Consider the following 15,182-nt stretch of genomic DNA (forward strand, 5'->3'; position numbering starts at 1 on the left):
TGATTAAAAAATCAGTACAAAAGGATGATTATTGCGTTACAAGCGCTTTAATCATTTTCTTGGAGATGAACCCCATAGAGGTTCTTCATACACTGTTTCTGACATCAATTAAGAAAAAAGCCAACACTGGTTAATTAAAATGAAGCAATCTTTCAAGATAGTTTTTTTCTTCTTCTGGAATATGCTCTTTACCAAGACGTTTGCGGATTTCATCCAAAATCTGCCGCGTACGCATTTGATCACTTTTTTGTGGTAGTGCCTCACCTTCTTGTCCTTCATCTGTTTTTGAAGAAAGTGGACGTCCTAACGGATCTTTAGGACCAGAATCAGCATTTTGATCATTTCCCGTTTCTTTGAGTGTCTCGCGCATTTTTTTCAAAACATTTTGTGCACCTTGCCTCAAAGATTCCAAAGCGTCAGACTGATTTTGTATAGATACCTGATGATTTCCATTATCAAGAGCATTTTCCGCAGAATTCATTTTTTCTTCTGCCCTTTTCAATGCGCCTCCTGTTTCAAATCCTTGTTCTGATAATTCTTTTTCTAATGTTGATAATTCAGACTGCAATTCAGCTTGACGTTTTTTTAAAGATTTTTTCTGTGTTTCCGGCACATTTTCTCCGCGTTTTTGTTCCATCTCTAACTGATGTGTTTCATTGAGAATTTCTTGCTGACGACGCATTAAATCTCCAAGCTGGTCCATCTTTTCTTTCATTTGTGCAGATTGGCTTTTTTCTCCCTCATTTTGATTGCCTTTTTGCACATGCAAATGATCAAGCGTCTGTTCAACTTCCGCCAAGAGTTGTTCAGCTGCTAAAGAAGAGCCCGTTTTAGCCATTTCCTCAATTAAATTTAGCTTTTCTTGTAGTGTAGCTTCAGAAAGATTGGTGCTTTTTGAGCTTTTAGAATTTTTAGAAACTTGACTATCTGGTGCTTTTTCAGCTAAAGCACGAATATACTCATCCATAGCTTGACGTAAATCTGCCATAAGGCGTTCAATTTCTGCCGCTGAAGCACCGTAACGCAATGCATCACGTAAAGCAGCTTGTGCTTGTTTTAAATTTTTTTGCACGGATTCAAGCTGATTGTCTTCAATACCCAAAGCAATTTGCCATAAATAATCCACCACACCACGCAAATCCTCTTCTGTTTGTGCTAAAGAAAGTCTTGTCCACGCACTTTGTAGAACAAGAAAATGCATTACATTTTGCACCCCCCTTTCTGGACGCACAAGCAAAGCAGAAAGCATATCCAATACACGCTCTCTCGCAGAAGCATCAAGCGCTAATAAACGACGCGTTTCACTCACCGCACGCGCGACAGGATTTGAAAAAACGTGTTGCGGTAATGTCATAACAAAAGTTTTGCTACGCCCTTTCTGCCCCGCACCATCTTCTGCCACCAAAGTAATTTTGACTTGCGAACCCGCCCATGGATGCGCTGATATATCTTGCACCATCCGCATTTTCCCCTTTCCACCACGCGGAAGAAGAAGCTCTATTTCCGGAGCATTATAAAGAGAAGAAGCACTTTTATTCCGAGGAAGAAAAGGCTCTATTTCAACAAAAGCCTTTGTCACACCATAATCATCATCCACCACATATCGTAACTCTAACGATCCCGTTAAAATCCGCCCTGGTTTTTCCAGCCAATGAATTGTCGGAAGCGTGTCCTTGATCATCTGCAAATGCCACTGCTGTTTTTTACGACGTGATGATACAAATAAATTCATTGAATGATTTAAATGTGTTTCAAAATGAGCGATTGGATCATTCAAAGCTGTTTGTTCCGTTTTCTCTGAAAACGAAATTTCCCTCCCATCTTCTACAGACTTTGCTTTTACTGTAACGCCAGCCCCATTGACAACACGCACAACAACATTACTCCCTTCAGGGATTTCTAGTTGTGTTTTCTCATCTTTTGTCAAATAAATCGGTGCCACACCGGTATAAGCAGGTGGTGTTACCCAAGCATCAATCCGCATGAATTTTTCATCAACAACAGGACGAAAATCAAAGGCATCAGCCAAACGCCCCCCTTGTGAACCAAAAGAAAAACTAAAAGCGCAAACAAAAAGAAGAACACACAAAGCCCTCAAAGCCAAAGGATCATAATCCGCACTATTAAGAGAGATAAATCCAGTTTTTAAATGGTATAATTGTTTTGCCATTCGGCGTTGATGTTCACGCCAAATAACAGCACTAAAATCTTCATCATTTTCAGAACATAAACGATCTGTCTGAATATTCAAAGGCTGATGTCTAAGATCATTGACGCGTTCAAGACGGCAATTCACTTCCCGTATTGTGGGAAACCGAAAACGAACAAGAAAAAATAAACTCGCTCCAGCACAAACAAGTATAACCCCAAGTAAGAGCAAATGTGACCAATAGCCCAAAATGCCAAAAAGTCCCAACCAGCTAAACGAACAAAAGAGACTAACAACGAGGAAAAATGGCAACAACCGTACCCACATCCGTTCAAATGAAAGGATTCCCCACATCAAAATGCGCACACACAAAAGCTTCATTGCAAAGCCTTTGATGTTTTTATTTTTCATAAACAAGCATTTATCCCCTTTTATCGTGGTGCATTAAGATCATAAACCCCATACAAGACAATTTCTAGAAAATAAATTGTTTCATCAAAGTTTAGTAAAAATAAGACCAAAAACACTTAAGAATTCTCAATCCAATCAGGAATATGATCACATCCCATCAATTGAGCATAATCAAGACGTGGACGAATAACCGCATAACACGTATCTTGAACGAGAACTTCTGGGACCAAAAGTCGGCTATTATAAGTACTCGCCATCACAGCACCATAAGCTCCAGCTTGCGTAATTGCTAAAAGATCACCGGGTGCCAAAATCGGCAAGTAACGATCTAATGCTAAATAATCGCCAGTCTCACAAACAGAACCAACAATATCTGCACGAATAAGGGGAGCGTCTTTTGCTGCTTTTTTCACAAGGACGACATTTTGCCAAGCATCATAAAGCGTTGGACGCATCAGATCATTCATCGCCGCATCTACAATAACAAAATTCCGCCCTTGTCCCCTTTTTAAATAGAGAACAGATGTCATCAGTACACCAGCTTGACCCACAATGCTCCGCCCCGGCTCCACAACAATATTAATCCCTAAAGGAGCAATATATTTCTTTACCAGCGCAGCATAATCAAAAGGAGAAGGTACAGTATGTTGTTCACAACCATAGGCAATACCAAGCCCACCACCGATATCTATATGCGTTATTGCATAGCCATCGCTCCACAATTGACGCACACAATCTGCAATAAGAAGGAATGCCTCTTCAAATGGCTTTAAGTCACAAATCTGACTGCCAATATGCATATCAATACCGCAAACCTGCAATCCAGGTAAAGAGTCCGCTTTTTTATAAGCCTCTCTTGCCAACAACAATGGAATACCAAATTTATTTTCAGATTTTCCTGTTGTAATTTTCTTATGGGTCTTCGCATCAACATCTGGATTAATGCGCAATGAAACACGTGCTATCTTTGAAAGCGCAACAGCACGTTGAGATAACTGTTCAAGTTCCGGCTCTGATTCAACGTTAAAACAATAAATATCCTGAGCAAGAGCAAAATCTATCTCTCTCATGGTTTTACCAACACCAGAATAAACAATACGATGTGCCGGAATACCAACAGCAAGGGCGCGCCGTAATTCCCCTTCTGAAACCACATCAGCTCCCGCTCCATTGTTCGCTAAAAGCCGTAAAACTGCTTGATTAGAATTGGCTTTAACCGCATAAGCAAGCAGACTAGGCATCCCTTGAAATGCCTTTTTATAGTCTTTAAAACGTGTAACCAATGCATTGGCGGAATAACAATAAAAAGGAGTCCCCACCTCCTGCGCAAGAACAGCAAGTGAACAACCCTCAGCATGAAGCATACCTTGATGGTAAGAGAAAAAATCCACACTTTCCTCCTACTTTATCAAACGATCAAGAATAAAAGGTTTATCACCTTCACTTTGAGTAACAGATGTTCCTTGCACAGACTTTTCCACACTTGTAAGAGGCATTTCCAATGACCCTTTACGCCCACACCCAGCGACACAAACGCCTCCTAAAAGGACAATCATTAACCCCTTTAATATAATTTTCATCTGTCCTCTTTCCTCATCTCGATCTCTTTTTTACCTTTAAAATACAATCACTCAAGCGCTCACAAGACGCTTTTTCCAATACGTAATTTGCCGAAGAACCTCTGAAGGTGCTGTTCCCCCAAAGCTTTTGCGACTTTCAACAGATTTTTCAACGGTCAAAACATCAAAAAGTGTCGCATTGATATTAGGACAAATTGCTTGAAGTTCATCCAATGATAAATCCTGAAGGCGACACTGTTTTTTTTCTGCTAATGCCACAGCACGCCCTGTAATATGATGTGCTTCGCGAAAAGGAATCCCTGATTCGCGTACAAGCCAATCAGCAAAATCGGTTGCAGTTGCATAGCCAGAATCAGCGGCTTGTTTCATAGCTTCTTTATTAACTTTCAAATCAGCAATCATCCCTGTCATTGCTGCTAGTGATAATTCCAAACTCAAAGCCCCATCAAAGACATATTCCTTATCTTCTTGCATATCCTTCGAATAAGCAAGGGGTAACCCTTTCATCACCGTTAACAGCCCCATTAATGCGCCATTCAACCGTCCTACTTTAGCCCGCACAAGTTCGGCAGCATCAGGATTTCGCTTTTGCGGCATGATAGACGAACCAGTTGAAAAAGCATCTGATAAACGAATAAAATAAAACTGTTCACTTGACCAAAGAATTATTTCTTCTGCTAAACGTGAAAGATGTGTTGCACAAAGAGCGCCAGCGCTTAAAAATTCCAATGCAAAATCACGATCTGAAACACTATCAATCGAATTGCGTGTTGGTTCTCGAAAGCCTAGCGCTTTTGCTGTCATAAAACGGTCAATTGGAAAGCCTGTCCCTGCTAAAGCAGCCGCCCCTAAAGGCGATTCATTCATTCGCTCAAGAGCATCACGCATCCGCGATAAATCTCGACCAAACATTTCAACATAAGCCATCATATAATGGCCAAATGTTACCGGTTGTGCTGATTGTAAATGCGTAAAGCCTGGCATAAAGGTATCAACATGTTGTTCTGCTCGAATAAGCAATTGCTCTATCAATCCTTTTAAAGCTTGTGCTATCTTTTGCGTTGCTTCACGCACCCACAAGCGAAAATCAACAGCAACTTGATCATTGCGTGAACGCGCCGTATGCAAACGCCCTGCTACAGGACCAATCAATTCGCTCAGCCGCGCTTCAATATTCATATGAATATCTTCAAGCTTTCGTGAAAAAACAAATTTACCGTCTTCAATTTCTTGGCGAATAAGTTTCAAACCATGAACAATTTTTTTATAATCTGATTGTGAAATGATTTTCGTTTGCGCTAACATAGCCGCATGAGAAAGGGAACCTTCAATATCTTGTCGATAAAGTTTTTGATCAAAATCAATTGAGGCATTAATTTCTTCCATAATTGCAGAAGGACCTGCCGCAAACCGACCACCCCACATTTGGTTCTTTAACATCTCATCTGTCATATTCTGAAAACACCCATACAAAGGACAAAATTATGATTTCTCAAATTTTCATCAGCGAAAAAAACAATAAAAAAAGGCAATTCTCCCTTGCATTCTTTATCATTGCATTGAGTTTATACGCAACCATAAACTACGATAACAAAAGAGAGTCTTTCCTTTTCAATTTCATTTCAGCAGCAAAAGCACAAAAAATAAACACTGATAAAGCACAAGCAGAAAAAATGATGGCGATCCGAAAAGCAGCAAAAGGCTTTTTTAGCCACATACGATTTGCTGATACGCCCTCAGATATGAAGAAACTCTCTTTCAAGGATGTTCAAGGAAAAGAGCACACACTCAGCGAATTTACTGGAAAACCAATGCTGGTCAATCTATGGGCTATTTGGTGTGCACCTTGCCGCACAGAAATGCCCGAACTTGCGCAATTAAAACATGAATTAGGTGGAGAAAACTTTGATGTCATAGCTATTAATATCGATAAAACTGCTTCTCCTGAAAAAATTCAGCAATTTTTACAGAATATTCATGCGGATAATTTGCTTTACTATCGCGATGAAACAATGGACATTTTCAACAATGTTAGAAAACAGGGGCTTGCTTTAGGACTCCCCATTACATTTCTCATCGATAAAGAGGGATATCTCATTGCTTCCTTCAATGGTGCAGCTCCATGGGCCAATGACGATGCCAAAGCACTTATAAAAGCTGTTATAAAAGAAGCCCTATAACCTAATAACCGCGTCTTTTTAAACGTTGTATAACGAGATCCAGTGCTGATAAAAAAGCAGAACGGTCTTTACGACAAAAAGGACGGAGACCACCCGTTATACTGCCCTGTCCCCGCAAATCTTCCATCAAATTGCGCATCGCCAAAGCCTGACCAATTGAATTTACATCAAAAATACGCCCCGTTGGCGAAAGACAAAAACCTCCAGCTTGCACAACCCGTGCTGCTAAAGGAATATCACTGGTAATAACAATACTTGCCTCATGCACATGTTCTACGATCCAATCATCAGCACCATTGAATTCACCAGCAACGACCACTCTTTCAATGAGTGCTTCATCCGGAAGGGACAAAAAACGATTTGCCACAACAAATGTCTTAAGCTGATAACGATTCATCACACGATAAACTTCATCTTTTACAGGACAAGCATCCGCATCAATCAACAAAGTGATAGCAGGCTTTATTGGGATATTCATACCTTGGCTTTCACGCAATAGTTAGGTTCTTTCATTCATCTGAATGTTGCAAATGCTTGCGATAAAACATTATCGCCGCGTTTATTTCTCCTCCCAAAATAAAAATTGCACTCAATATGTAAAGAAAAATAATAGCAACCATAATAGATGCTAACCCTGCATAGGTAGAAATATAATCAAACATTGTTAAATATTGAGCAAAAGCAATTGAAGCCATAAACCATACAAACATTGTCAGTACAATTCCTGGTAAAATATCTATAAACTTCCGCCGCTCTGCTGGTAGCCATTTATGAACAATCAAAAGGCTTACAAAGAGAACAACCGCTGCGATTATGTAACGCCATAGACGAATGATACCGATATATTCTGTAATGAAAAAAGAATGATTTTGCATAATCTTGATCAGCAGAGGTGTTAAAATCAACAAAACGCTGATCACAATAAGACCAACAGCTCCAAGAATCACAAAAAACAAACTTTGAAAACGACAAAACAACAAGCTACGCCGATCAACAACACGATAAGCTCTATTTAAAGCTGTACGTAATGCCTCTATCCCATTAGAGGCAAAATAAGCCGCTCCAATGACAGAAACTGTCAACACTCCTCCCCGCTGTATGGTTAAAACATTGATAATTTCCTGAGATAAAGGCTCTGCAATGACATCTGGTAATAACTGCACAAGTGCTTTGATTTTTTGCGGTGTATATGTAAAAGCACCAAGAAAACTGGCAAGAGAAGTTCCAAAAATAAAAAAAGGGAAAAATGCTAAAAGCCCAGAGAGCGCGACATGGCTTGCAAAAGCACTCCCATTATCACGCCAATAATGGCTTACTGCGTCAACAAGGATACGATAGCTATACCAAAAGATATTTCTTAACAAATCTCGATACTTTCTGGTAAAACTCTTCCTCAGTCTATTTCAAGCTTTATAAAAATCATCAAAACTCTGAAAACAAATATTCTCCAATGTTGCAATATAAAGGGCAATAATCAATACGGTCAAGCCTGACTTTATACTGAAACAAAAACAACAACCCACTATATGAAATTCTACAACGACTTCATTTTTTTGTCTCTTTTATAGATCAGTAACCTCTTCTGTACATCATATGCACTATCAGAGAGCTAAGCACGATAATCTTATAAAACCTTTTGAAGTCATGGTTATCTGTATCGAAGCAATCGCCACTCTTTTTTATTGCAATCTATGACTGAATAGAGAAAAAACTTCTTATCGATTTCTAGAAAAAACCAATGAAATTCAACAAAAACCCCTTGCTTTTACTCACCCTTTTTTAGAAACACTCTGACGTCCAAAATCAGGAGCATCAATTTCCTGTCCCGCATCAATAATATTGCGACGTACAGCACGCGTACGTGTAAAAAAGTTAAACAATGTCTCACCATCTCCTAAACGAATTGCCCGCTCTAAAAAAGCAAGCCCCTCACTAAAACGGCTCAACATTTCTAAAATAGCATCCTTATTATGCAAACAAATATCGCGCCACATAACGGGATCAGAAGATGCCAAACGGGTAAAATCACGAAAACCTGAAGCAGAATAAGTAATGACTTCTGAATTTGTCACCTTTTCTAAATCACTAGCCGTCCCGACAGTATTATAAGCAATCAAATGCGGCAAATGCGAAACAATAGCCAAAACAAGATCATGATGTTTAGGATCCATCTTTTCAACACGTGCACCACAAGCTTCCCAAAACGCTGTTAATTGTGCGACAGCAGCAGCATCACTCTCAGCAAAAGGCGTTAAAATACACCAACGATTCATAAACAAATCAGCAAAACCAGCATCCGGTCCTGAATATTCCGTTCCAGCAATTGGATGACCAGGAATAAAATGAACCGTTTTTGGCAATAAAGGTTCCATTTCCGCAATAACCAACGCTTTCGTAGAACCAACATCACTCACAATCGCTCCAGGTTTTAAATGATCATGAATATTTTTTGCCACCTCTGCACTCGCCCCAACAGGAACAGAAACAATAACCAAATCCGCTCCTTCAACAGCTTTTGCATTATCTGTCGTATAAAAGTCCCCAAGCTCCAATTCACGCGCTCTTTTCAGGGTTTCTGAACGACGCGTTGCAATAGAAATCTGAGCCGCAAGATTTTTCTTTTTAATCACCCTTGCTAAAGAAGATCCAATCAGACCGATCCCAATGAGCGCTATTTTTTCAAATTGAATATGGGGCATCTTTCACCTTCAAAGATTCTTTGCAAATGGCAATAAAGACAATTGTAAAATCATAATTTTCCTGTCTGTTTGTTCAAGAATTATGCGTAAAACATTAAAAAACGACAACTAGAGAATAAAGAATAACGCAGTTTACCAATCATCACCTGCGCAAGCTGACAACAGATCATTTTACCTAGAAAACACATAAAAAATAAATGACGAGAAATCTAACATCACGCTCTAAAACTCCCACTTAATTACTGATCAAAGCACATCACTGAAACAAAATATAAATGCACTCTCAATTATGATAACAACGACTCTACATAAAATCTCATCAGTTTACTTTATCTTACTAATTTACTCATAAAAAAACACATCAAAAGCGTAAGCAGACACCAACTCTTTCCCAATTATCCCGATACATTTATTAATTTGTACATTAGACCTATATAAGAACGTATTACGCCTCCACCTACAACATCAACACAAGTTTTGTGAATATTGAAAACACCGTAAAACAACGCATACAAAAAATACCATTAAAAACATTTTCCTCTCCCAATTCCTGATACCGTAAATCAAACAAATACGAGAAAAACACCCCCTCTCAATAAAGAAAAAGTTTGATAACAAAAACACCAAACATCCCTTTAATGGAATCACAACCCTCACGTAAAATAGAACGCCCCAAACAGAATAGATTTGGATTACAAATTCATGCATTTGTTTTAAAAAGCATCTCGCTCCCCAGCCTATCTCACAACAGTGTTCGTAAATGTTATAACTATAAATCCATTAAGTACGAGCCTCTTTACACTTAATAAAACACTATCATTATATTTGCCTACCCCCCAATGTTGCGAAAATCCTTGGAATTTGAGAGCATTCATTGCTAAGATAATCATCCCTGTATCAAACATAAAAGTCTCCCCATAGGTACTGTCGTTTTCATCATAATCTATCTTGACTTTCTCCTCATCCCACGAAGATTCTTAATTCATACCGATCTGCAAACAATTCATTTTCTTATCTAAAAGATTCCACTGGTTCACTATTTTAAGTGATTCTATTAATCTATAATATATTGATTTATAAATATAATAATTGTTTTTCAATTTGAATCATAACTTCAAATACGGTAAAATTCTTCCATCACAAATCCTCTTATCAATTAAAATCTCTTGTCTGCACGTCACAAGAAGGCATGTGAGAAAAAAATGATGAAAAACGCTCTCTAATGCCAAAAACTGTAGCAAATTAGAGACTAGGCAAATATATGATAGTGCTCTGGCTTGCACTTTTATTAAGCGTAAAGATAGAGATGCTCTATGGATTTTATATTCTTCACGGAGAACTTTACCGTTATACCATTCACAAACGCCGTCGCGAAATAGATATGACGCGCATTGAAAAATATTTCTAAGAAAGCGTATGAATTTACCATACAAGTGTCTTCTGTTGTTTGAGATGCTCTGTTTTGCATGAGGGGTGTTACCCCAATTAAGGCGCTATGAACCAGCCTAATATTCACCACATACTCACACAAAAACACCGAATGCGTAAAATTTTACCTGAGCTCTATATCACGAACCAACAGTGTTTTACGGCACAACAAGATAATAAAACGGTGTAAAAACTGCCTTTCGAAGATAAATAATTTTTCTAAAGAAAAATTTCTATAAAACTTTCAAGCTCTTCAAAACTACAACTAACCTCTACTTGTTAACACAAAAGTTTTAATTGCTGAAAATACCTCTGTGGCGTACTAAAAATAAAAAATCATCATATTTTTAAACTGTTAAGCTGCCATCTGGCGTCGTGCAATAATTGTGAGCCCTAACAAAACTTGACGAATGATAGCTTCACCCAAAAGTGGATTTTTACGACTGTCTAAAACAGCACCCTGAATTCTTTCCATTGCGTAGGAAATCTGTTCTAACTTCCAATATTTTAAAGCTTGTTCAACTGTCTTTTTCCGTTGAAAAAAAATGGGAGGCCGTGCTTGAGAAACCACCGTAAAAGGCGATTTTCCTTCAACCTCTACCTGATAACGCAATAGCTGTAATTGCTGAAAATGCCTTTGTGCTGTACTCAAAATAAAAAAAAGCGCCCCATGCAATGCTGCATGTCGATTAAAATGCACTTCAAAGCCTGATATATCACCTAATAAAAGAGCATCTATGACTTCATCTTGAGAAAGAGCACTGACATCGCTTACAACAGCTTTCACATCTTCAAGAGTAATATGAACATTTGCAGCATAAAGACAAAGCTTTTCTAATTCACCTCGTGATACAAGGCGATCCGCCCCTAAACTTTCATGCAACCATCTACGTGCATCCAAAGAAAGAGTCTTTTTAAACTGCTCTAAAACCTCATCAATCAAACCGTCAAGAGAACGCATATCATCCGCAAAACAGGGCAAAGCCATTGCTTTTGATGACGTTTCAACAGCATTGCGCAACCCTGTTCCTTTTTTTAAGTCCCCTGATTCAATGAGAATAAAACAGGCTTCTGGTGGCTTCTCAATTAAAATTTTCAAGGCAGCAAGAAAACCTTTTTGGTTAGCAGCATTAGAGATCCATATCAAACGATCTCCCCCAAAAAGCGATAACGTACGCGCTTCATTTTCCAAACGTGCAGGATCTTTATCAATTTCAGCAGCATCCAAACGAACTGTCGAAAATGGATCTTCTATTGCTACCTGTGTAAGTTTTGCAAAACATTGTGCACGCTCACAAATAAGACCACGATCTGGCCCATAAATGAGAACAATAGGAAAAGCACGTGAAAAACGCGTTAAAAACTGATCAACTTCATGTGCTTTTTTCTGAGCCACATTATTAATCCATTAACAGTTCATCATCATCAAGAACTTCCCCGCGAACTTTCTGAAACATGCCAATTAAATCATTGACATCCAAGCCCTTACGCTCCTCATGACAGACATCCAAAATCACTTTTCCACCATGCAACATCAAGGTGCGATCGCCATAATCAAGAGCCTGACGCATAGAATGAGTCACCATGATAGTCGTTAGTTTTTTCTCTTCAACGATTTTTTCAGTCAACCGCATCACAAAATCAGCCATTCCAGGATCAAGCGCTGAGGTATGTTCATCAAGCAATAAAACATCCGCATGGGCTAATGTTGCCATCACAAGGCAAACAGCTTGGCGTTGCCCACCTGATAAACTGTCCATAGGATTATGAATATATGCTTCAAGACCAATGCCTAATTGAGCAATTTTTTCTCGAAAAAATTGCCGTTTCTCATGGTTTAAAGCCGAACGCAAACCACGACGACTTCCTCGAAGAGCAGCAAGAGCCAAATTTTCTTCAATTGTTAAAGAACCGCAACTGCCTATCAAAGAATCTTGAAAAACACAAGCAACCTTTCCAGCGCGTTCACTGACTGATTGTCTAGAAACATTTTGCCCATTGATAACCACTTTCCCTGTTGAGGGAAGCGTTGCACCTGCTAAAACACTGAGCAAGGTTGATTTACCAGCGCCATTTGAACCGATAACCGTAACAAAACTACCCTGATCAATTTTAAGGTTAATATCAATCAAAGCCTGTTTTTCCAAAGGTGTTTGCGGTTTAAATGTAACCCCAACATGAGAAAACTCAATCACGTTTACGCCTCCTCCAATAGCGTGGCACAATAAGGGTTAAAATAACCAACAGTGAAGTAATCAACTGAAGATCTGTCGACGTATCAATACCAATTCCATTTGCCTCAAATGCAAATTGCACCGCCACACGATAAAGCACAGACCCCACAATACAGCTGATTATAATCCAAAAAATATTACGCGTACGAAACAAAGTTTCACCGATAATCACAGCTGCCAATCCAAAAACAATTGTTCCAATTCCACCGGTAATATCCGTTGCAATTGCAGTTTGAATATAAAGAGAACCACCAAGTGCAACACAGGCATTTGAAAGCCCCATACCAAAATAAATTAGCGCCGACGTATGAACCCCTTGAGCTGTAGCCATCCGTGGATTAGCTCCCATTGCACGCATAGCAAGACCTATTTCACTTTCCAAAAAACGCCAAATCAAAAACGCTACAACTAGCAATACAGTACCAATGAAAAGAGGACGCACAAAAATATCAGACAAACCAAACAGATTATAAAAGGGCGTTAACGCCGTATCAGCAAGCGCTAAATTAATATTAGATCCTCCCATAATTCCCATAATACGAAGATTAACCGTATAGAGCGCTGACATTGTTAAAATGGAAGCCAAAAGATTCAAAATACCAAAACGCAAATTCAACATAGCTGTTAATAAACCAGCTACCATGCCTGCACAAAAAGCACATGCCATAGCTGTCCATGCATTAAAACCTAAAAGAATCAAGACGCCACAGACACAAGACCCAAGAAGAAATGAGCCATCAACTGTTAAATCAGGAAAGTCCAAAACGCGAAAAGAGAGATAAACCCCTATAGCCACAAACGCATAAATAAGACCCAATTCCACAGCGCCAGAAAACGCAAATATATTCATGTAAAGACAATCCCCATGAAAACTTAACGTATTTTATTGTATCAACATCCTATCAAAGTTATTGAATCACTTTTGTCGCACGATCAATAACTGCCTGCGGAATAACAATCCCCGCTTTTTCTGCTGCTTTCATATCAATTCGAATGTCATTACTAGCCGCCTGCACAACATCAATATCACCAGGCTTTTCACCCTTTAGAATACGCACAACCAATTTCCCAGCTTCAACCCCTACATCATAGAAATTTACGCCCTGCGTCATAAAAGGACCGCGTCCAATAGAATTAGAATCGACAGTAAATACAGGAACATTTGCTTCCTGTGTAACTTTTGCTGCTCCTTCTAAAACAGAAAGAACCGTATTATCAGCGGGAATAAAAATAACATCCACTTTACCAATTAAAGCCCGCGTTGCCGCCTGAACATCAGAAGGTTTTGGTGCCGATGAAGGAATGACTTCAATTCCAACTTTTTTTGCCACATTCTTTAACACCTTAAGTGTTGAAACAGAATTTGCTTCAGAAGCATTATAAAGATAACCGAGTTTTTTCAAATCTGGTTTTACTTCTTGTAAAAGTTTAACACTTTCTGCAACATCTATACGATCAGAACTTCCCGTCATATTACCGCCAGGTTTGGTAAGCGAAGAAACGATTTTAGCTCCAATAGGATCAGAAATCGCAGCAAAGACGATAGGAATTGTTTTTGTCGCCGCAAGCATTGTTTGTGCTGAAGGCGTGGTAATCGCTACAATAACATCAGGTTTATCACCAACAAATTTACGTGCAATTTGCGTTGCTGTTGAAATATTGCCTTGCGCTGATAAAAAGGTAAGTTGAAAATTTTCACCTTGCTTATAGCCATTTTCTGCAAGAACATCTTCCACACCTTTACGAACGGTATCCGCAGCAGGATGGACCATAATCTGTGTAATTGCAACTTTAACGCGTTTAACTTGGTCATCCGCTTTTGCAACACTGTTCATCATAAAAACAGCTGCAATGATAATCCCTAATATTTTTATTCTCTTCAACATTATACTCCACCCCTCTCTATGCAAAATTAAAAAAGGAATAATCTATTACTGAAGAATCTTCTAAAATCAATCTTTATTTCAATTTATTAAAACATGTACAAAATAAATCAAACTAAAATGATATTTTTTTGTTGCAATTCGTAGAAGCCTACGCCATACAGGCAAGATATATATCGAATCGGTCAGCGGGTGTAGCTCAGGGGTAGAGCACAACCTTGCCAAGGTTGGGGTCGTGGGTTCGAATCCCATCGCCCGCTCCATTGAATTTTGTATTTATTCGCTCTTGCGTGTGTAGCTTGCCAGCGGGTTTTGTATATTTTGCCACTAGATTTTGTACCAATTTATTTTTTCTCAAAGAGTTTTAAGATTCGTAATTTCTTGTGAAGCATCTATTGGATTGGGGCTTAGATCATAAGATAACAATTTTTAACTTAGACGGATTTTTTCTGGAAGGTTACCGTTGTCTATTAGGTCGTTAAATCCGTGTAAAATAAGCTTGAAAAGCGAGATGGACAATTCCCATTGGTTCATGACGTTATTTGGCAACAATAACTTTATTTCTTGCAATCCCGAGAATAGTTTTTTCAGTATTCGCGGCAGATCTTTTACGACCTT

The 15,182-nt window shown here is 38.8% G+C and carries 13 protein-coding genes and 1 tRNA gene; 3 read left to right on the top strand and 11 right to left on the bottom strand.

Annotation, left to right across the window (positions count from 1 at the left end; genetic code table 11):
- Positions 1 to 130: 130 nt before the first annotated feature.
- The 4 genes from ACFIKB_RS00220 to argH form a co-directional block, all read right to left on the bottom strand.
- Entirely contained in the window at positions 131 to 2,560 is a 2,430-nt protein-coding gene (locus tag ACFIKB_RS00220) for a TIGR02302 family protein (protein ID WP_375652528.1), read from the bottom strand.
- A 116-nt stretch (positions 2,561 to 2,676) separates the two neighbouring features.
- Complete coding sequence (gene lysA / locus ACFIKB_RS00225; RefSeq protein ID WP_375644328.1) at positions 2,677 to 3,951, bottom strand: diaminopimelate decarboxylase; 1,275 nt, start codon at positions 3,949 to 3,951, stop codon at positions 2,677 to 2,679.
- Positions 3,952 to 3,960: 9 nt separating this feature from the next.
- Entirely contained in the window at positions 3,961 to 4,140 is a 180-nt protein-coding gene (locus ACFIKB_RS00230) for an LPS translocon maturation chaperone LptM (protein WP_375635319.1), read from the bottom strand.
- A gap of 51 nt (positions 4,141 to 4,191) precedes the next feature.
- Positions 4,192 to 5,592, bottom strand: a complete 1,401-nt coding sequence (gene argH / locus ACFIKB_RS00235; protein ID WP_375644329.1) for an argininosuccinate lyase — start codon at positions 5,590 to 5,592, stop codon at positions 4,192 to 4,194.
- Positions 5,593 to 5,624: 32 nt separating this feature from the next.
- Between argH and ACFIKB_RS00240 the strand changes: the two genes are divergently transcribed.
- Positions 5,625 to 6,320: a TlpA disulfide reductase family protein gene (locus tag ACFIKB_RS00240; protein WP_375652529.1), complete on the top strand. Its 696-nt coding sequence runs from the start codon at positions 5,625 to 5,627 to the stop codon at positions 6,318 to 6,320.
- 1 nt (position 6,321) lies between these two features.
- On the opposite strand, the gene ACFIKB_RS00245 is transcribed toward ACFIKB_RS00240, so the two are convergent.
- The 3 genes from ACFIKB_RS00245 to ACFIKB_RS00255 all read right to left on the bottom strand — a co-directional run bounded on the left by ACFIKB_RS00245 (position 6,322) and on the right by ACFIKB_RS00255 (position 9,019).
- Positions 6,322 to 6,798: a YaiI/YqxD family protein gene (locus ACFIKB_RS00245; protein WP_375635465.1), complete on the bottom strand. Its 477-nt coding sequence runs from the start codon at positions 6,796 to 6,798 to the stop codon at positions 6,322 to 6,324.
- 31 nt (positions 6,799 to 6,829) lie between these two features.
- Positions 6,830 to 7,684, bottom strand: coding sequence for a YihY/virulence factor BrkB family protein (locus ACFIKB_RS00250; RefSeq protein ID WP_375635322.1), 855 nt, complete (start codon positions 7,682 to 7,684; stop codon positions 6,830 to 6,832).
- Positions 7,685 to 8,089: 405 nt separating this feature from the next.
- On the bottom strand, positions 8,090 to 9,019 hold the full coding sequence (locus ACFIKB_RS00255) for a prephenate/arogenate dehydrogenase family protein (RefSeq protein ID WP_375652531.1): 930 nt from the start codon (positions 9,017 to 9,019) through the stop codon (positions 8,090 to 8,092).
- A 1,261-nt stretch (positions 9,020 to 10,280) separates the two neighbouring features.
- On the opposite strand from ACFIKB_RS00255, the gene ACFIKB_RS00260 reads away from it, so the two are divergent.
- On the top strand, positions 10,281 to 10,427 hold the full coding sequence (locus ACFIKB_RS00260) for a hypothetical protein (RefSeq protein ID WP_375635324.1): 147 nt from the start codon (positions 10,281 to 10,283) through the stop codon (positions 10,425 to 10,427).
- 375 nt (positions 10,428 to 10,802) lie between these two features.
- On the opposite strand, the gene holA is transcribed toward ACFIKB_RS00260, so the two are convergent.
- Genes holA through ACFIKB_RS00280 form a run of 4 tightly spaced genes read right to left on the bottom strand, consistent with a single transcriptional unit; the run spans position 10,803 to position 14,567 of the window.
- Positions 10,803 to 11,843 (bottom strand): DNA polymerase III subunit delta, encoded by a 1,041-nt coding sequence (gene holA, locus ACFIKB_RS00265; protein WP_375635325.1) that lies wholly within the window; start codon positions 11,841 to 11,843, stop codon positions 10,803 to 10,805.
- A gap of 4 nt (positions 11,844 to 11,847) precedes the next feature.
- Positions 11,848 to 12,642, bottom strand: a complete 795-nt coding sequence (locus tag ACFIKB_RS00270) for an ABC transporter ATP-binding protein (protein WP_015857078.1) — start codon at positions 12,640 to 12,642, stop codon at positions 11,848 to 11,850.
- The gene (locus ACFIKB_RS00275; RefSeq protein WP_375635326.1) at positions 12,635 to 13,531 is read right to left on the bottom strand and encodes an ABC transporter permease; all 897 of its coding nucleotides are present in this window, start codon (positions 13,529 to 13,531) and stop codon (positions 12,635 to 12,637) included. The genes ACFIKB_RS00270 and ACFIKB_RS00275 overlap by 8 nt, the downstream gene beginning before the upstream one ends.
- Before the next feature lie 58 nt (positions 13,532 to 13,589).
- Positions 13,590 to 14,567 carry an ABC transporter substrate-binding protein gene (locus ACFIKB_RS00280; RefSeq protein WP_375635327.1) on the bottom strand — a complete coding sequence of 326 codons (978 nt, stop codon included), beginning with the start codon at positions 14,565 to 14,567 and terminating at the stop codon, positions 13,590 to 13,592.
- A 185-nt stretch (positions 14,568 to 14,752) separates the two neighbouring features.
- Here ACFIKB_RS00280 and ACFIKB_RS00285 point away from each other — a divergent pair.
- Positions 14,753 to 14,827: transfer RNA gene (locus ACFIKB_RS00285), tRNA-Gly, on the top strand.
- Positions 14,828 to 15,182: the final 355 nt, after the last annotated feature.

The organism is Bartonella sp. MR110HLJHH (assembly GCF_042194225.1).
Classification (GTDB): Bacteria; Pseudomonadota; Alphaproteobacteria; order Rhizobiales; family Rhizobiaceae; genus Bartonella; species Bartonella grahamii.